Origin of the sequence: Paenibacillus kyungheensis, assembly GCF_028606985.1 — a bacterium.
GTDB classification, from domain to species: domain Bacteria; phylum Bacillota; class Bacilli; order Paenibacillales; family Paenibacillaceae; genus Saccharibacillus; species Saccharibacillus kyungheensis.
The window spans coordinates 2,654,092-2,672,378 of sequence record NZ_CP117416.1 but is presented as its reverse complement, the minus strand read 5'-3'; the positions used below and the strand labels follow the sequence as shown (position 1 = coordinate 2,672,378).

The following is an 18,287-nucleotide window of genomic DNA, read 5'->3' as shown; positions in this document are numbered from 1 at the left end:
TTTATAACTGGAGTAGATCTATTACAAGATATGCAAATCGTTAATTTCACTCTAGATGATGTTTATACGAAAATTTTATAAATATTGTTGATAATAAATAAGGATGTGTAGAACCCACATGGTAAAAGTAGATCGAAGAGTGTTAAGAACTCAGGAAGCGATAAAAAAAGCATTTTTAGAATTAATGTCAGAAAAGAAATTTGAAAGTATTACGATTCAAGATATAGCTGATCGAGCGAATATCAATCGTGCAACAGTATATCTTCATTATCTAGATAAATTCGATCTGATCGATAAGATTATTGAGGAACATATTGTAAATATGTCTGAGATCTGCGAGACAGAAGCTGAACTGGATTGGTTCGAATCTACGGTACTTTGTATAGAGTATTTGGAAGAAAATTATTTGTTCTTTTCGACTATGCTAGCTAGTGAAGGAGCTTCTTTTTTCCGCAATCAATTTGTTCAGCATAATATTAAAGAATTCAAAAAAGATATTGATATTACTAAAGGTAGAAATAAAGGGCAGAATGAAGAAGTTGTCGCTGAATTTGTAGCTAATGCATATGTAGGCGTCGTAGAGTGGTGGATCAAAAATGAGATGCCTTACACACCTAAAGAAATGGCAGAAAAATTAGGAGATTTATTAGAACGAGTAGTAGAATCTTAGAAGTATAGTGTAAGCCATATGATGAATACAGTAGTAAGAAAGATAAAAACGACTACACATTGGAGTCGTTTTTTTGTTTTAGTTATTTTAGTTGTGACTAATGACTGACTTGATTTCGTTTGAGTAATCCCCATAATTGATTGGAAATCTCATCAGGCGATTGTGGCATCTGATTGACAATCCACCATTCAATCGTTGCTAACTTGTAAAAAAGATATGTAGATAAAATTAAGTCGTGAGAAAAACCTTTTAGCTAAAATGAAATATGATAATTATGTATGAATTTTTAATTTTATACCATACAAAAAAGCATGGCTAAAAGAATAAATCAGCTACGAGTTGTTCTTTCTTTGGATATGAAGCACTGTGAATAGTTCTCCGCTAAAAACAATTTTTCTAACTAATGGCCATCCCAAGCTTCAGGTCAAAAGGTTTCGATCCTGCGCGATGCTCACTTTTTCGGTCACTTTAGATCAATTGGAACGGTCAAACGGCGAATATTTATTAGCATGCTAAGGAATTCTATTGACAGCTAAATTCTCTCATGATAAATTTAGTGTGCTAAATATATTTTGGGTAGTAGAGGTTTAGCAGTGAATAATCAAATTGCTTGCGATATTCATCAATCATTAGATAAAATCTCATCTCGAATGTATAGAGATTATAACGAAAGTTTGAGAGAACTTAATCTCTATATAGGTCAAGATAATTTGTTTTTTCGCTTGTTTTCAAGGGATGAGATTACCCAGAAGTAACTATGTGAACATTTAAAATGTGAGCCTCCTATGGTGACAAATATGGTTAAATCGTTGGAGCAAAATGGATTTGTACATCGTAAACGGGATGAACAAGATGCAAGATTAATGCGAATCTATCTTACAGAGGAAGAACGCTTATTTTAAAAGAATTGATGATTCGAATGGAGAAAAATTTATTTTGATTTTTCTTTAAATTAATATTTAGTCCGCTAATTTTTTTGTTTTCACAGAGAAAATTTAGAGAGGAAATGTAATCGACAGTTTTTGGTGTATGACTTTTAAGAAAATACTTAGTGGGCTAAATAATGATAGAGTTTCTTAAATTATTTTTTATACGAATTTTTAATTTTTTTTTCATTGTAAGAGCGATACAAATGGTTTCAGGATATGGGGGAGAATTTAGCGCTTGGCGGATACCAGGTAGGGCAAATCCCGCCAAGCCGCTCCGGTACGCGCGACCCAAAGTACCGCATTCAGTCGATGTCTACGATCTTTCGAAAGACGTCCTCTTTGTGTTTTTCGGGCAGGTAGCAGAAAAGGCTTGATAGCGTTCCATTCTTCATCGGTTAAATCGTATCGTCGTCCCATGTCTTTAATTTGACAGATTTGAGAGGGTTCTTGAAGGTTTACAGGGCTTAGCAAGTAGATACCATATGAAAATAAATTAGGAGGATTTATTTATGTCTGAAAAAAAACAAATGTTGCTTGGTTTAGGATTTACAGGGGCATACGGTGCAAATGCTAAAGCTTGGAAAAGTGAAGGTGTCACTGTGACTACTTATCCAGATATTAATGCAGATATTCGATATGCTCAACTTGCTGAAAAATGTAAATTTCAATTTCTATTTATAGGTGATTTCCCTGGAGCAATACCCGATGATAACAGGGAGGTGCCAGCGATGACGCTTGAACCTATCATTACTGCCACTGCAATATTACAACAAACAAAACACATTGGTGTAGCGTCAACTGTACATACTCAGTGGAATAATCCTTTTACTTTAGCACGTCAATTTAAAGGGATAGATTTAATGAGTGGTGGACGTATTGCTTGGAATGCAGTTACGGGATCAAGTCCAAAGGTAGCAGAAAACTTTGGTGTAAAACTAATGGATAGTAGATCACGTTATGAAAGTCATTATGAGTTCGTAGAAACTGTACAGCACTTATGGGCAACATGGGGAAAAGATGCTCTAAAAGCTGATAAAGAAACCGGTATATTTGCGGATTATAGCCAAGTAAAACCTGTCCATATATCTGGTAAATATATACAGGCAATTGGAGCCTTGCCAATTCCACCTTCACCACAAGGACAACCGGTCATCTTTCACTCTGGTGGATCTCCAAATAGTATTGAATTTGCAGGACGCTATGCGAGTGTAATGATTGGTGAAGTATGGACGAGAGAACAAGGTATTGCTACAAGAAATGCACTACGCCAGGTTGCGATAGACGCGGGTCGAAATCCAGATGAGATTAAATTTATCGCAGGACTCATGCCGGTTGTTGCGAATTCTAAACGCGAAGCAATAGATCGTCACGCAAGTTTTATGGATGAAAATATAGTACAACAACGTGCATTTCATATCGGAATGGTACTAGGAATCAGCTTAACTCCTGAAGATTTAGAACGCCCGATCGCACCAGAACTTTTAGACAAAGTAAAAATCGGCGCTTACTCTGATCCTCGTGCCGAGAATGTTTTAAAGGTGGCGCGTGAAGGTTGGACATTACGCGATATCATTTATCATTCTGTGATTGATTACCATCCTGCAACATTAGGTGATGCAAAAGAAACTGCAGATTACCTAACTGAAATGTTTGAAAGTGGCGCAGCAGACGGCTTTTGGATACTCCCAGATGCTTATGAAACCGACTTTAAACGTTTTGTAGAAGAAGTGGTTCCTATCTTACAGGAACGTGGTTTATTCCATGAAGATTATAACGGAGATACATTAAGAGAGAATCTTGGTGTGCCTTATCAATATGGTGTAGATAAACGATTATCTTAATAGAATTCATATAGAGCACAGGCTGATCATGGCATCGGGCTTAAGTATCCTAGGAATCAAGAAGTTCAGCACGTTAAATCTGCTTCCGTCTTTGTTGGTTCCAATAATCGTATTATCTTTCACTATTAACTGTAAATGGTACTATGGTCAATGTCGGTGTCCCATCAGAACCATTAACTGTTCAGGATGTCACTAGAACAGTTGGAAGCAGCATCGGAATTAAGAAAAGTAGTTGATGCATATGCCATTTTAACCGACGAGAAAAAGATTTTAGAGCAAATGGATTTATTTATACCAGATACTCGGTTTACTATTTATATTGATGATCATTTGATTTCTGATATCAAGGGAATAGAACAATTACAACAAGAATTTACGACTCATGTGAATGAAGTTAAGCGTTATTTTACAATCAATGGACAACATCAGGTTACAGTACATGGAGATACAGCAGAAGGCATTGTATTTTCACAAATGAAAGTCATTCGGGAAGAACATGGAGTCGATATTCTATCTGATTACAGTATTCAATATCATGATCTTTATATACATCAAAATGGAAAATGGCTCATTAAAGAGCGTAAAGAATACATGATCATGGTCGAAGCTAGACCGCTACAAGCTTAAAAAAAAGAGCCGATGAATTCCTTCATTGGCTCTTTCTGTTGTTAATCTATCTGATCTATTAGCGATAGCGTTATTATTATATGTCAGAATGTTGTTATATTACAGAGGTCATGTTATGATAATTTCGAATAAAACATTATTTTCAATTAAATACATATTTATACTTTTGTGCCGGAATCACTGATGACCAACAATACGTTGGTGATTATTTTTTTAATAGATTATGTAAGCGTTAACATTTTGTGTTTTTGTATGATTATTTTTCTTGTAAGTACAAATCTGAGTCTATTCTCTATCTCTAAAATAACGGATAGCTCAGTTTTATACTATATAAAACTATGGAGGTACGCAGATGAGTAGAAAATGTTTGGCTTTGTTTCTTTCCTTCGCTTTATTGTTCAGTATTTTCTCTACAGTAAGTGTTGATGCTGCTAATCGACCATTAGCCAAGCTTCCGGGGAATTCGAATCCTTTGATGGATCACAAACTTGGAGCTGATCCGTATTCATTGGTTTATAACGGAAGAGTGTATATTTACATGTCTAGCGATACTTATGTGTATAACAGTGATGGATCAATCAAAGAAAATGATTTTAGCTCACTCGATCGTATTCAAGTGATCTCTTCAGCAGATATGGTGAATTGGACTGATCATGGAACAGTACCGGTTGCCGGAGCTAATAACAAAAATGGTGGAAAAGGGATCGCTAAATGGGCTGGCAATTCATGGGCTCCAGCAGTTGCGACTAAGAAAATAAATGGTAAAGATAAATTCTTTTTATATTTTGCTAATGGTGGAGCAGGCATCGGTGTCTTAACAGCTGATACTCCAATTGGACCTTGGACAGATCCACTCGGCAAAGCTTTGGTGACTCAAAGTACGCCGGGTATGGCAGGGGTCACATGGCTTTTCGATCCAGCTGTTCTTGTGAATGATGATGGTAACGGATATTTGTATAGCGGAGGCGGAATCCCTAATGAATCTAACCCTGCTTCTATTGCCAATCCGAAAACAGCCAGAGTGATCAAATTGGGAGCAGATATGATTAGTGTGAATGGAAGTGCAACTACTATTGATGCTCCTTATATGTTTGAAGATTCGGGTATTCATAAATACAATGGAAAATATTATTATTCCTACTGCATCAATTTTGCAGGTACACATCCTACACAATATCCAGCAGGTGAGATCGGTTATATGGTAAGTGATAATCCGATGGGTCCTTTTACGTACAAAGGTCATTTCCTCAAAAATCCGTATAATTTCTTCGGTGTAGGTGGTAACAACCATCATGCTGTATTTAATTTTAAAAATGAATGGTATGTCGTGTACCATGCGCAAACGGTCAGTAAAGCTCAAATTGGCACAGGCAAAGGTTATCGCTCACCGCATATCAATAAGTTAGTTCATAACGGAGATGGCAGTATTGCTGAAGTACAAGCAAATATGACTGGAGTCTCTCAATTATCGAATATCAATCCTTATACAAGAGTAGAAGCAGAGACAATTGGATGGCAAGCTGGAATTGCTACAGAACCAACCCAAGCAAGTGGTGGGCCGATTAGCAATCTTAATGTAACAAATATTAACAATGGTGATTGGGTAGCTGTAGGTAGAGCGGATTTTGGTTCAAGTGGAGCCAAGTCGTTCAAAGCTAATGTAGCTGCTACTAGCGGTGGAAATATTGAAGTGCGACTGGATAGTGATACCGGTCCATTGGTAGGTACATTGAAAGTAACTTCGACTGGAGGGATGCAGAACTGGAAAGAAATGCAGACAACGATCAATAATGTAACTGGTGTTCATAATGTATATCTTGTATTTACAGGATCAGGCAATGCTAATCTGTTCAATCTGGATTACTGGCAGTTTGGTTCTTAATATGTAAGCAATATTGTAACGATAGAATGACTAGGAAATGATCTGTAAAAGAGTAAACATCATTTTATAGTATTGCTTTTATCTCATACTCAGATGGAGGTATTTATGAAAAAGAAATCTTGGGTCACATTAGTAGCTACAGGTATTATCTCGCTGTTTGTATCGGTAAGTGCTTTTGCAGGAACTGTATTTTGGGAGCCATTAACATATTTTAATGCAAGCACATGGCAAAAAGCAGATGGTTACTCTAATGGAGATATGTTCAATTGTACATGGCGTGCCAACAATGCTAATTTTACAAGTGATGGTAAGCTTAGATTGGGTCTAACCAGTTCAGCGACAAATAAATTTGACTGTGCAGAATACCGCTCAACCAACAAATATAAGTACGGCTTGTATGAAGTTAGTATGAAACCTGCCAAAAACACAGGTATTGTTTCTTCCTTCTTCACCTATACAGGACCTACAGATGGTACCCCTTGGGATGAGATTGATATTGAATTTTTAGGTAAAGATACGACTAAAGTACAATTGAACTATTATACCAATGGTGTAGGAAATCATGAAAAGGTTATCAATCTGGGTTTCGATGCTTCGCAAGGTTTCCATACGTATGCTTTCGATTGGCAGCCTAATTCAATCAAATGGTATGTTGATGGCGTACTCAAACATACAGCAACAACCAATATTCCAACCAATGCAGGTAAAATTATGATGAATATCTGGAATGGCAAAGGAGTAGACGATTGGTTAGGTTCTTATAATGGAGCGAATCCATTGTATGCAGAATATGATTGGGTAAGATATACAAGTAATTAATAATATTTTTACAACTAACACTAACGATAATAAAACAAAAGACAGCCTAAAAGGGCTGTCTTTTTACTTCTTTGCACTATATAGATTTCTGTAGTCATATATGATCGAAATATTCTAGCTACAAAAGGGATACGGTAAAATAAAGCAATAAATATTGAATAAAATGTATAATGTAAAAACGAATAAAAAACTGAAAAATAAATAGATAGTTCGTAAATAAAGACATAAAGAACAATATTTCATTGACAATATACGTTATATTCATTAAAATTCGAAATGGACGTCAGATTTAAAACGAATTATAAATATAATTGCCTTGATTTTATTCATGAGCCTATGTGCTAAATCCTTATGACTATTATAGGAGTACAACTCATATCATCCTATAAAAGAATGAGGATTTTTTAGCGTTTATGAATAGATACGGAGTGGAGGATGGCTTTACCATGGATAACTGGTTCAAACTCAAAGAAAGAGGCACCAACGTTTCAACAGAAATTATTGCAGGCTTAACTACATTTTTTACGATGGTCTATATCGTTATCGTAAATCCGGGAATACTCAGTAGTACGGGTATGGATTTTAACGGGGTATTTATTGCTACGATTCTAGCAAGTATTGTAGCAACTCTGATTATGGGATTATGGTCTAATTATCCGATTGTGTTAGCACCGGGTATGGGTCTGAATGCATTTTTTGCCTATAGTGTTGTCGGTGGGTATGGTGTAACCTGGCAAGTTGCTTTAGGCGCAGTATTTATCGCAGGGATTTTGTTTATTATTTTATCGGTGACTTCATTCCGTTATATGTTGCTGGATGCAATTCCGGCAAGTTTGAAGCATGCGATCACCGCAGGGATCGGGCTTTTTATTACCACAGTGGGTTTACAGAACTCTGGTATTATTATCGCTTCTGAATCCAATCTAATTACGATTGGTAATTTGACAGAGCCAATGACGTATCTAACGATTATTGGATTACTGATCACTGTCGTTCTGATGGCTTATAATGTAAAAGGGTATTTATTTATAGGTATGGTGGTTACCGCTATTCTTGCTTGGATTTTAGGATTGTTCCAATTGCCTGCATCGATTATGGCTATGCCGCAAGGACTTTCTACAACGGCTTTCCAACTGGATCTAGCCGGAGTATTCTCAAATGGTCTATATACGATCATATTCACATTCTTATTAATTACTTTATTTGATACTACAGGAACCATGCTTGGTGTTGCTGAACAAGCAGGACTACTTAACAAAGATGGCAAATTCCCGCGGTCTCGTGGTGCGCTACTAGCAGATGCAGTAGGAACGACAACAGGTTCTTTACTTGGAACGAGTCCAACTTCTGCTTATATCGAGTCTAGTACAGGTGTTGCTGCTGGCGGTCGAACAGGGCTAACGGCGATTACAGTCAGTGTTCTACTTGCACTTACATTATTCTTTGCACCTATTGTCAGTGTATTATCCGGCATTTCAGCAATCACTTCACCGGCATTGATTATTGTGGGTTACTTTATGATCAGCGTAATTAACAAAATTGACTGGAAAGATCTCGAAGTAGCATTTCCAGCTTTCTTAATTATTATTTTAATGCCATTAACACACAGTATTGCAACAGGGATTGGTTTTGGTTTTATTTTCTATCCGTTGCTCAAGCTTCTTCGTGGTAAAGGTAAAGAAGTTCATCCGATTTTCTATATTTTTGCAGTGTTATTCTTAATTCAGCTTGTATTTCTGGATCACTAACATATCGATTCTGATTAAGAAGAGGGCGGTCTATTATAGATCGTTCTCTTTTTGGTATTTGCAGATATATGATTAGCGTACATCAAAGTAATACCAAGTACATAAATCAAATAAAACCGCTATAGCCATCAACAATATAGTAAAAAAGAAACGTTTCGCATCGTAAGCAGAAAAGATATTCTAATTCTATCCTTTTAGTAAGCGTTATCAATTAATGGTTTACTGTGATGAAACATTCATGTTATTATAAATGGCGAAACGTTTCAAATTTTATTTGGAAGGAGAAAAGTAAATGAACAAAGTAAAAGTATTGAGTCTATTTGTAGCTTTTTGCCTGTTAACGGGTTTAACTTTCACTCCTATGGTTTCAGCTGCACCATCCTCAAGTAAAAAGGCTGCATTCAACACTGAATTGAAAGCGGTTGCAAAGAAAACATATGCATACTTTACAGACTATACAGATACGGTGACTGGCTTAACATACGACGAAGTTAGAACGACTGAAAAAGGAACAGAAGAAGCAAAACGGACATCACCTACTAATATCTCTATGTATATGATGAGTACTGTTTCTGCTCAGCGATTAGGTATTATTAGCAAAAAGGAAGCAGTAACACGACTGCAAACAACGCTAAATTCTCTTGAAAAGATGGATAAATGGAACGGGTTATTTTACAACTGGTACAATACCGAAGACGGATCACTGAAAAAAGACTGGGGGCAATTTATTTCTCAAGTTGATAATGGCTGGATGTCAGCAGGTCTGATTGTGGTGGGTCAGGCATACCAAGAACTTCATGAGCAGACTAATCAATTAGTCAAAGCAATGAACTATACAACATTGTACGATCCTGAAGTGGGTCAATTCCGCGGTGGATATGATGTAGCTAAAGGAGAACTGACAGAACATCATTATGGTTCTTTTTATACGGAGCCACGTGTAGCAAGTTATATTGCAATCGGCAAAGGCGATGTTCCCAAAGAGCATTGGTGGAAAATGTACCGCACAATGCCAGCGGAATTTGATTGGCAATCTCAAGTTCCTCAAGGCAAAACAGTCAAATACGATGGAGTAAAGGTATTTGAAGGAAGCTATGTATATAAGAATAAAAAATTTGTTCCAAGCTGGGGCGGTAGCATGTTCGAAGCACTGATGCCAGGCATGGTCATCAAAGAAAAAGAACTAGGTACCCGGGCACTTGGACTCAATAATAAACGCCATGTTCAATTACAAATTCAATATGCCAAAGATAAAGGATATGCTGCATGGGGATTCTCACCTGCTGCAACACCAACAGGATATAGTGAATTTGCAGCTACACCGCTTGGAATATCAGGATACAAAGACAGTACAACTGTAACGGCTCACGCAACATTTCTAGCCTTAGAATATGCCCCTGAAGCCGCACAAAAGAACATCAAAGCACTTCAGAAATTGAAGATGGCTGGAAAGTACGGTTTTTATGACTCTGTGAATGTGAAGACGGGTGAGCTTGCCAAAGCGTATCTTGCTCTTGATCAAGGAATGATTATGATATCTATCGCTAATTATCTACAAGATGGAGTCATTCGCGATTATTTCCACAGTGATCCTATTGGGAAGAAACCCGAAAGCTTGCTGAAGAAAGAAGTCTTTTCTATTCAATAAAACTACACAGAGTATTACAATAAGATATTCTTAAAAGTCGCTAAATAGCGGCTTTTTTTATGGCTTCTAACTATGATAATATAGTGGATGTGTAATACCAATACATAAACACGGGGTCAACCCAGGTGGATACAATGAGTTTAGAACATGAATTTTTTCTAATTAACAACGATTTTGATATGGACAATGTGTATGAATGGTACAGCTCTAATCGGTATACATGGACACAAAAAGCAAGTATATCTGATGATATGATTTTGTATCTAATGGATTTTTTGAACTGGATACCTACTTATGATCCTGCAACACAACAAAGTACCAGAGGATTAACGTATTATGGCTTAACTATTATATCTGCAACAGAGTCTGGAAAGTTAAAACAGCTTTTAGAAAAATGGCTTGATTTTATAGAAGAAGCACCAGACATATTTAGTTTGAGAGGTGAGACCGTTTGGAAAGAAACAGAGCACGAAGAAGGCTACTGGGAAAGTACTAGAAATCGAGTTCTCCGCAAGACTGTGCAAAACGAATTACAATTATTAATAAATCTAGCTATTGAAGCTTATAGCAATAATAAGTCTATTCTTCACTTTGGCATTTAAATATTTTGCAATGATATGTATGGAGGTACTGAGAATGAAGCGATATCAAGTGGTTCACTCTCATTTTTCAAATTATCCAGATCCTATTGTATTGGCTAAAGGCGATACTGTCTTATATGGAAGAGAAGATACCAAATTTCCGAATTGGATTTTTTGTGAAGATGTTCATTCTCAAAAGCATGGTTGGGTTCCCAAGCAAATATTAAGCTCGCCTGATGAAAATCAAATTTCTACCGTTTTAACAGATTATTCTGCTTATGAATTAACCGTAAATCCCGGTATGATCGTAGAGCAAGAATATGAGTTGAATGAATGGAGTTTGGTACATACGACAGACGGTGAAAAGGGTTGGATTCCTAATAAAGTATTGATGTTAGTAGACTATCCCAAACCAAAATAAAAGCTAGATACCTGAAACAGTCTATCATTTGATAGGCTGTTTTTTGTTGAAAAAACAAATGTATATGATACAAATCAACACGAATAATAAGTAATTGGAATGCAAAAGACGAATACAAGAGCTCTCATCTTATGAGATTACTTGTATTCGTCTACTTTAGCTATCGTACTTATTGATGATCATATAAGCAGCTTCATCTGATATTTGAAAAGCCTGTTCTCGAGAGATACTGAAATCGAGTAGTAGCATTTTAGGCCATAGCACTTGTCCTGCAATTGTACTCATAAATTCGTTAGCCGCTTTTGACGCATCAGGCAAACTAATATTACCCAGCTCAACTTCATCGAGTAAATATTGCGTCAACTTCTGATGCACAGCACCTTCGCCCAGTTCATAATGAAAAAGACTGAGTTCGGGGAACTGCTTGGCCTCTGCAATAACAACTCGAAACAAAGGAGCCATTCCCTCACGAGTCAGTACGCATGCATAGTCTCGTCCGAATTTTATTAATCCTTGCAAAGGAGAGCCAAGTACTGGTGGAAGATCCCATTCAGGATCAAGCTCCCAAAAATGCTTGACGATCGTTTCGAAGATCAATTCCTTTGTTGGAAAATGATTAAATAATGTTCCGGTAGAAAGACCAGCACCTTTTGCGATCTGAGATAATGTGGTGCGTGCATATCCTTTTTCAAAAAAAAGTTCTTGCGCTGCAGCAATAACACATGCTCTTTTTTCTTCTTTTATACGTTCATGGTAAGTTGATTTTATGCCCATATGTCCACTCCAAAGTTGGATTTAAGTCCTATCGGAGGGGTGAAACCCTCTTGTATACTATACAACAATTGAAAGTATTCTAAAAGAAAAAGCTGCTTAAGTGCCCATGAAGGGCTCTAAGCAGCATTAATTTTAACTTTTTAAAGAATCGTTTGAGCGCCATCCAGAATCAAGTCAACCCCAATAGTGAAGCGTGACTCATCTGAAGCTAGATAGACAACAGCTTTCGCAATTTCTTCAGCTGTACCTAAGCGTCCAGCTGGAATACCATCACGGATACCGTCCATAACGATGTCACGAACTTCTTCAGTAATACCCAGTTTATTTTTATCATAAAGTGGTGTATCAATTGGTCCCGGGCTCACTGTATTGAAACGAATACCATGAGACGACAATAAGTCAGAGTTCCATGCTTTGGTTAGAGTAGAAATAGCACCTTTGGTAGCTGCATAAGCGTTAGAATTTGTATACCCTGCGTGAGAACTGCTTGATCCCATAAGTACAACAGAGGATGGATTCGCCATTACAGGAACTAATGCTTGCATTAAGAAAAATGGAGCTTTTACATTGATGGAGAACAAGCGATCAAAGTTAGTTTCATCGATTTGATCAAATGGACGCCAGTGGGATACACCTGCGTTTAAGAAAGCAATATCTAGCTTGCCAAAATGTTGTCCAACACGTTCAGCCAATTGACGTTGAGCGTTAAGGTCTCGAGAATCTGCTTGAAGCACAAGGACTTGATCTCCCAGTTCCTTTTGCGTTTTTTCTACGTTTTCCGGAGTTACTCCGGTAACAATCAAACTAGCACCTTCTGCTAAAAATTGCTTAGCTGTTTCCAAACCAATTCCGCTAGTGCCACCTGTAATAAGTGCTTTTTTACCATTAAGTCTACTCATGTTCAAACCTCCATTGCAAATTACTTACATGGATAAATATAAGGCAAGTTTAATACAAAGTCAAGTAACTCAACTTTATATTTTTTTGGTATTGATAAGAAGTTTATTAAAAGAGTAGGAATAATAAATAAAAAGATTGTTAATATGGATTGCAGAAAGAGTGATATACACTGATCGCAGATATCAATATAATCTATGTTCATAAGCGGTATTGAAGAAATTTATCAACGTATTAAGCGTAATAAAAAGAGCATGATAATTGTCTGCTACTCAACGTTTTCGTAACCATACAAAATTTATAAAAAAGTTGCTTGAGTAAATTATTTTTATAAAATGAATAACATCAAGTTAACTTATCTATATATTTGCGAATTCTCTTTGCTTTTTCTTCAAAATGCAGTTATGATATACTCAATTAAATGAACTTACGAGGAAGCACCTCGCTTGTAGATACTCTGTATCTGCGGCGAGGTGCTTTTTTTTGTTTTATAAAGGAGCATATATTATGAAAAATTCTAAAAAAATTATTGATCAGGAAGCAATACCAACTATTTATAATGAATTCCATCGCTTAGTATTTAATCGTAAACTACTTCAAACTTCGTTAAGTATTCTTATTTTAACATCTGTATTCGGACCAATCCCAAGTGTTCATGCTGCAAACGTGACAGCCGATATCACATCTGCAAAAGCCAGCACTAACTCGGTTTCATTAAATTTTTCTGTAATTATGCCAGATAGTGAGGTGCTGTATAAAACTAACTTTGAATCCAACCAATTTTCTACCTATTACGGTGGTAGCGGTAACCAGGGCAATCAATCCTATGTCTCTACAGATAAAGGTACTTCATTACAAATTGCAGATACGATCACTAACCGTAAAGGTAATGCATATGGATATCCTAGTACATCTAGCGATACAAGCTTGGCTCGAACTTCTATAGCAAGTCTGCAACAAGGAGCACGACTTCAAGCTCAATATGATATGCGTTCTTTATCTGGATCAACCAATCAAAGCGCTGTTCAATTTAGTGATATTCGCGGTAAAAAAGGGCTCCAATTAACAGATGATAGTGGAAAGATTGTCCGCTTTAGAAATACCACCTCTATTGTTCCGGGCAAGCCAGCAAATACGCCTCAAATCATTCCTGTATATGTGGATGGAGGGACTCCCAATTGGCCTGATGGAAAATTTCTAACGATACTTAGTTCTGCCAATACCGATTGGCACTGGGCAGTTGCTTATTATAAATATCAAGCTGCAACTCAGTCACTAGTGCTAGACTCTTCGAATTCTTCGTTCTGGTATACAACGATAGGAGCATCAGGTATGACTAGCAATGGAGAATATACATTTCAGCCGGGAGACTCGTTGGTTACTTTTCCGTATGGAGATTTTGGTACTGGGATGGCTGATATAGGGTATCATCCAGATTGGACAACTTACAGTCGTAGCCTTGATATTCCGGCAGATACGACACAGTTTGACCTCGGTAAATACGGAGCAAATCTTAGCTTTACTTCATCTACCAACGGTATTATGCAGTTGGATGAGTTCAAAATCGGTTATGCACAAAAAGCAATTATTTACCGAAATGGTCAACAAATCTATGCTGGTTACGATTCAAATTATAACGATAATGCTGCTGTAGATATGGAGAAACCTAACAAAGTTGAAAGTCTGAACTACACATTTGCTCCTTCACATAAAAATGTCGTTCTAACATGGGCAGCTCCAATAGATAATGGATCAGACTATACATACACTATTCAAGGTCAATTAAGAGATGGCTCGTTAGGTTCAGTTCAAGATCCTACTCAAGTGAAAGTCACTTCTGGCATCGCAGGATACATTGTAACTCCGGATAATAATCCTAATACAGTAATCACATCTGGATCTATAACTACTTCTGATACTCGTATGACGATAAACCCTAATGTCACTGCTCCATTTATTCATGTAGCAGCAGTTGATGGAAATGATAATATCGGCCCAACACAAACGATCACTTTACAAGATAATAGCCAACCAGAATTGAATCTATCGCTTGCATCCAATCAATTGAATCGTTATGGAAATACGATTTATGTATCTGCTAATGATCCGGACACTTGGATTACAAAGACAACCCTTCCTAATGGTCATAGTGTAGCAACAGGAGTCACTACATATGATGTGACAGAGAATGGAGATTATACATTTACTACGTATGACTGGATAGGTAATTCCTCTTCGAAAACAATCACAGTTGCGAATATTGACAAAGAAGGGCCGACAATTTCATTTACACCAGATGGCTCCGATTGGCAAGCTAATCAGGTGGATGTAGATATTCTGACTGCTGATCGATCATTACAATCTGTTCGTTATATTGTAAATCAACAGAGCACTCGTCCAGATATCAATGCGCAGTGGATCGAAGGTAACGAGAACTTTTCTCTTACATTACCATCTGAAAAACAGGGAATCTGGTATATTCATGTGCTTGCACTAGATTCAGCGGGCAATGAGTCATATGGACGCTCCAAAGAAATTAAGATTAAAGCTTTACCAGAAAAACTTGTCCATGATGATATTCAGTTAAGTTCTTCTTCATCAGGCAGTATTCAAGGGATATTACCGTCTAGAACAGATGAATCTTATGAAGTGATTAACCAGCAAACAGGAAATATATTAAATATACCTGCTGGTAGCAACTCATTTATAGATACCGATCTAACGCCAGGCACTAAATATACTTATGCCATCACACCTATTAATGTATCAGGTAGAGGAGAATCTATAAGCTACAGTTATACAACAATTCCTGCCGTTACTAGAGTAGAAGGAGTCTATGCACTATCTGAGACTTCTATGCGTGTACAGCTAGAATCTGTTCCATCTGCTACGCATTATTTGTATGAACTTGCTGATCAAAATGGAGTAATCATTTCAAACGGAAGTATGAATACAAGTCATATATTCGAACAACTTTCTCCTAACCATAGCTATACATTGAGTATTCATGCCGTCAATGCATCCGGTCAAAGTCTGGAGAGTCGCTATACATTTTTGACAATACCTTCGCTTGCTGGTCTACATATAACAGGAGTTGGAACTAATTTTGCACAGCTATCATGGGACAGCGTAACAGGAGATGTTTATTATGATGTCAAACGCAATGATGAGCATATCGTTACTGTTACCAAAGAAACGTATACAACAGTTACAGATAATACTTATAACGAATACCATGTAGCTTATCCTAGTTCAAATGTTCTTTTTGCTGATCATAATCTTATGTCAGGTACACATTATAATTATGCTATTGCTGTAACTAATGCATCTGGACAAAGTAATTTTAAAAATATCTCATTATCGACATTACCTGTCGCCACGGAGTTAATAAAGAAAAATGTAACTATAGACTCTGCGTCTTATGTCTGGAGAGATGTACGAGGAGCTACAGGTTATGATATCTATCTAGACGGTATCAAAACAGTAACAACAGAGCATCCAGGTTATGAATTTTCTGGACTGAATGCAGGTAGTGTACATGTAGTTTCTGTTGTTCCTTTTAACGATTTTGGTACAGGGGAAGCTGCGGATACGACTTTTATCACTTTGCCTGAATCTATTCATCAAGATTTGCGCATACAAGATATTGCTTATACTTCTGCACAACTAAAGTTTAGCCCTGTAAAGGGAGCTTCTAGCTATATAGCGACAATCAATGGAAAAGAATATATCAGTTCAACTTCAACGATTGATTTAAACGGTCTAACCGCTGGTGAGATATATTCGGTACATGTGTATGCTGTCAATGAAAGTGGAAAGTCTGCTGTACAATCTCTTCAATTTCAGACTATACCGCTTGCTCCTAAATCGGGACACGTACATTCCAATACAAATGTTGATCTTCAATTAGCATTTTCACCTTCTGAAGGTGCTCTGTATTATCGTATTTATGATACACATGGAAAATTGATCCAAACAACCAGTGAATTACATGTAAACTTGTCTAGCCCGGGTGCTGGCATTTTATCTTCTTTTGGTATTGCGGCTGTAGGCAAAAATGGCGAAAGCCCTGAGCGCTTATGGATACAATATCAAGGAGCACCTATTCCGTCTCAAACTAATGTACTCAATATTTTAGATCTACAGTCTGATTCTGCTACGATCGGGTGGGAGTCTTTTAAAGGGGCAACATCTTATCTTGTGTACGATGGTAATCAGCTGATTCACACTACCGAAGACAATAAGGTACGTATAGATCATTTATCAAGTAGTACAACATATAATGATTTTGGAATTCGTGCGGTGAATTCATCTGGAATTATGGGAGATTTGTATAAGTTATCATTTGAAACGAATCCTTTTTCAGAGTTCCAACTAGATACAACAGATATCACTACATCTTCGGCAACTGTACATGCGTTAAATGGAAGTGATCTAGATCTATTTGTTTTTGCAGATGATAAAAATGAACTTCAGCGATCATCATCGCCAACACTTGAACTTAACAATTTGTCAGATGCACATCGATATACCATAAAGGTATGGACTGAAAATTCATCTGGGATTCGATCGGAAGTGCAAATTATAACGTTTAAAACAAAAGACAAACCAGTTGGGAATGTGCCTTCGACGATTTTGAACCCGGCAGTGACGATAGACCAGCATAATCCTGATAAAATAGAAGAGGATCATAATACATTATCTGTGCGCCCCATTGCTAACGATAATGATCTAGCTAATCGATTTATTGATGTGAAGTCACGGTATTCAGAGAGTGCTATCAATGATCTAGCTGACCGCGGTATTGTAAATGGTGATCAATCAGGTAAGTTCAACCCTACAGCAGGTATTACAAGAGCAGAATTTGTAAGTATGTTACTTCGCGCCAGAAATGAACAGCTTGAAGTTACAACTGCTTCTCTGCCAACATCCAATACATTTAATGATCATCCATTTAGTGATATAAGTGAAAAATGGTATACCGCAAATATAGTGAAAGCAACTGAAATGAACTACATTTCAGGTTATCCAGACGGAACTTTTAAACCGGATCGAATCATAACAAGAGCAGAAGCAGCTACAATTTTGCAAAGTGTTATAAAGCAACAAGGAAATGCTGTATATCAGTTTACTGATAACACTAAGATCCCTTCATGGGCAAAAACAGCGATCAATACATTAGGCGGAGAACTCTTTATTGGGTATGAGAATGGTCAATTCAAGCCTAAGCAGAAGATTACCAAAGAAGAAACTGCTGTGGTGATTTATAGATTATTGAACAAATGAAAAAAGGTGCTGCACATGACGTGTAGCACCTTTTTTTTATACTCGATTGCTTTTAAAAATAAAGCTTTTCAAAGATGAACAATGCTACTGATATTCCTGATCTTCATAATATGGATTCTCATACTAAACTGTCCAGAAAATCAAGTATCCTTTATTCATCGTCT

General features: G+C 37.0%; 13 protein-coding genes and 2 pseudogenes. 12 read left to right on the top strand and 3 right to left on the bottom strand.

Translation table 11 applies throughout. The features are described 5' to 3' along the window. The first annotated feature begins 118 nt into the window (after positions 1–118). Both PQ456_RS11350 and PQ456_RS11345 read left to right on the top strand, forming a co-directional pair. Complete coding sequence (locus PQ456_RS11350; RefSeq protein WP_273612371.1) at positions 119–670, top strand: TetR/AcrR family transcriptional regulator; 552 nt, start codon at positions 119–121, stop codon at positions 668–670. 770 nt (positions 671–1,440) lie between these two features. Further along, positions 1,441–1,572 (top strand): annotated as a pseudogene (locus PQ456_RS11345) (MarR family transcriptional regulator); the annotation flags it as partial. Positions 1,573–1,827: 255 nt separating this feature from the next. Here the strand turns inward: PQ456_RS11345 and PQ456_RS22975 are convergent. After that, the gene (locus PQ456_RS22975; RefSeq protein ID WP_420540669.1) at positions 1,828–2,016 is read right to left on the bottom strand and encodes a transposase; all 189 of its coding nucleotides are present in this window, start codon (positions 2,014–2,016) and stop codon (positions 1,828–1,830) included. Positions 2,017–2,108: 92 nt separating this feature from the next. Between PQ456_RS22975 and PQ456_RS11340 the strand changes: the two genes are divergently transcribed. The 9 genes and pseudogenes from PQ456_RS11340 to PQ456_RS11300 all read left to right on the top strand — a co-directional run bounded on the left by PQ456_RS11340 (position 2,109) and on the right by PQ456_RS11300 (position 11,166). Further along, positions 2,109–3,440, top strand: coding sequence for an NtaA/DmoA family FMN-dependent monooxygenase (locus PQ456_RS11340; RefSeq protein WP_273612369.1), 1,332 nt, complete (start codon positions 2,109–2,111; stop codon positions 3,438–3,440). Next, a pseudogene (locus PQ456_RS11335) lies at positions 3,430–3,636 on the top strand (hypothetical protein); the annotation flags it as partial. The gene PQ456_RS11340 and the pseudogene PQ456_RS11335, both read left to right, overlap by 11 nt. A gap of 5 nt (positions 3,637–3,641) precedes the next feature. Further along, the gene (locus PQ456_RS11330) at positions 3,642–4,067 is read left to right on the top strand and encodes a nuclear transport factor 2 family protein (RefSeq protein ID WP_273612367.1); all 426 of its coding nucleotides are present in this window, start codon (positions 3,642–3,644) and stop codon (positions 4,065–4,067) included. Between the two features lie 352 nt (positions 4,068–4,419). Continuing rightward, on the top strand, positions 4,420–5,949 hold the full coding sequence (locus PQ456_RS11325; RefSeq protein ID WP_273612366.1) for a glycoside hydrolase family 43 protein: 1,530 nt from the start codon (positions 4,420–4,422) through the stop codon (positions 5,947–5,949). Between the two features lie 105 nt (positions 5,950–6,054). Continuing rightward, positions 6,055–6,768 (top strand): beta-glucanase, encoded by a 714-nt coding sequence (bglS, locus tag PQ456_RS11320; protein WP_273612365.1) that lies wholly within the window; start codon positions 6,055–6,057, stop codon positions 6,766–6,768. A gap of 446 nt (positions 6,769–7,214) precedes the next feature. Next, the gene (locus PQ456_RS11315) at positions 7,215–8,516 is read left to right on the top strand and encodes an NCS2 family permease (RefSeq protein ID WP_273612364.1); all 1,302 of its coding nucleotides are present in this window, start codon (positions 7,215–7,217) and stop codon (positions 8,514–8,516) included. A gap of 292 nt (positions 8,517–8,808) precedes the next feature. Continuing rightward, the gene (locus PQ456_RS11310) at positions 8,809–10,164 is read left to right on the top strand and encodes a glucoamylase family protein (RefSeq protein ID WP_273612363.1); all 1,356 of its coding nucleotides are present in this window, start codon (positions 8,809–8,811) and stop codon (positions 10,162–10,164) included. Between the two features lie 134 nt (positions 10,165–10,298). Then, positions 10,299–10,766 carry a hypothetical protein gene (locus PQ456_RS11305; protein WP_273612362.1) on the top strand — a complete coding sequence of 156 codons (468 nt, stop codon included), beginning with the start codon at positions 10,299–10,301 and terminating at the stop codon, positions 10,764–10,766. Between the two features lie 34 nt (positions 10,767–10,800). After that, positions 10,801–11,166: an SH3 domain-containing protein gene (locus PQ456_RS11300; protein ID WP_273612361.1), complete on the top strand. Its 366-nt coding sequence runs from the start codon at positions 10,801–10,803 to the stop codon at positions 11,164–11,166. A 156-nt stretch (positions 11,167–11,322) separates the two neighbouring features. Here PQ456_RS11300 and PQ456_RS11295 read toward each other — a convergent pair whose 3' ends face one another. Together PQ456_RS11295 and PQ456_RS11290 are read right to left on the bottom strand one after the other, a co-directional pair. Further along, complete coding sequence (locus tag PQ456_RS11295) at positions 11,323–11,940, bottom strand: TetR/AcrR family transcriptional regulator (protein WP_273612360.1); 618 nt, start codon at positions 11,938–11,940, stop codon at positions 11,323–11,325. Positions 11,941–12,080: 140 nt separating this feature from the next. Beyond that, a complete protein-coding gene (locus tag PQ456_RS11290; protein WP_273612359.1) occupies positions 12,081–12,839 on the bottom strand; it encodes an SDR family oxidoreductase in 759 nt (252 codons plus the stop codon). Between the two features lie 505 nt (positions 12,840–13,344). On the opposite strand from PQ456_RS11290, the gene PQ456_RS11285 reads away from it, so the two are divergent. Then, positions 13,345–18,123, top strand: coding sequence for an S-layer homology domain-containing protein (locus PQ456_RS11285; protein ID WP_273612358.1), 4,779 nt, complete (start codon positions 13,345–13,347; stop codon positions 18,121–18,123). Positions 18,124–18,287 lie beyond the last annotated feature (164 nt).

Excerpts from the sequence above, each read along its gene's own strand:
- PQ456_RS11350 (WP_273612371.1), top strand. The coding sequence starts at position 119 with ATGGTAAAAGTAGATCGAAGAGTGTTAAGAACTCAGGAAGCGATAAAA.
- PQ456_RS22975 (WP_420540669.1), bottom strand. The coding sequence starts at position 2,016 with ATGGGACGACGATACGATTTAACCGATGAAGAATGGAACGCTATCAAG.
- PQ456_RS11340 (WP_273612369.1), top strand. The coding sequence starts at position 2,109 with ATGTCTGAAAAAAAACAAATGTTGCTTGGTTTAGGATTTACAGGGGCA.
- PQ456_RS11325 (WP_273612366.1), top strand. The coding sequence starts at position 4,420 with ATGAGTAGAAAATGTTTGGCTTTGTTTCTTTCCTTCGCTTTATTGTTC.
- bglS (WP_273612365.1), top strand. The coding sequence starts at position 6,055 with ATGAAAAAGAAATCTTGGGTCACATTAGTAGCTACAGGTATTATCTCG.
- PQ456_RS11315 (WP_273612364.1), top strand. The coding sequence starts at position 7,215 with ATGGATAACTGGTTCAAACTCAAAGAAAGAGGCACCAACGTTTCAACA.
- PQ456_RS11310 (WP_273612363.1), top strand. The coding sequence starts at position 8,809 with ATGAACAAAGTAAAAGTATTGAGTCTATTTGTAGCTTTTTGCCTGTTA.
- PQ456_RS11305 (WP_273612362.1), top strand. The coding sequence starts at position 10,299 with ATGAGTTTAGAACATGAATTTTTTCTAATTAACAACGATTTTGATATG.
- PQ456_RS11300 (WP_273612361.1), top strand. The coding sequence starts at position 10,801 with ATGAAGCGATATCAAGTGGTTCACTCTCATTTTTCAAATTATCCAGAT.
- PQ456_RS11295 (WP_273612360.1), bottom strand. The coding sequence starts at position 11,940 with ATGGGCATAAAATCAACTTACCATGAACGTATAAAAGAAGAAAAAAGA.
- PQ456_RS11290 (WP_273612359.1), bottom strand. The coding sequence starts at position 12,839 with ATGAGTAGACTTAATGGTAAAAAAGCACTTATTACAGGTGGCACTAGC.
- PQ456_RS11285 (WP_273612358.1), top strand. The coding sequence starts at position 13,345 with ATGAAAAATTCTAAAAAAATTATTGATCAGGAAGCAATACCAACTATT.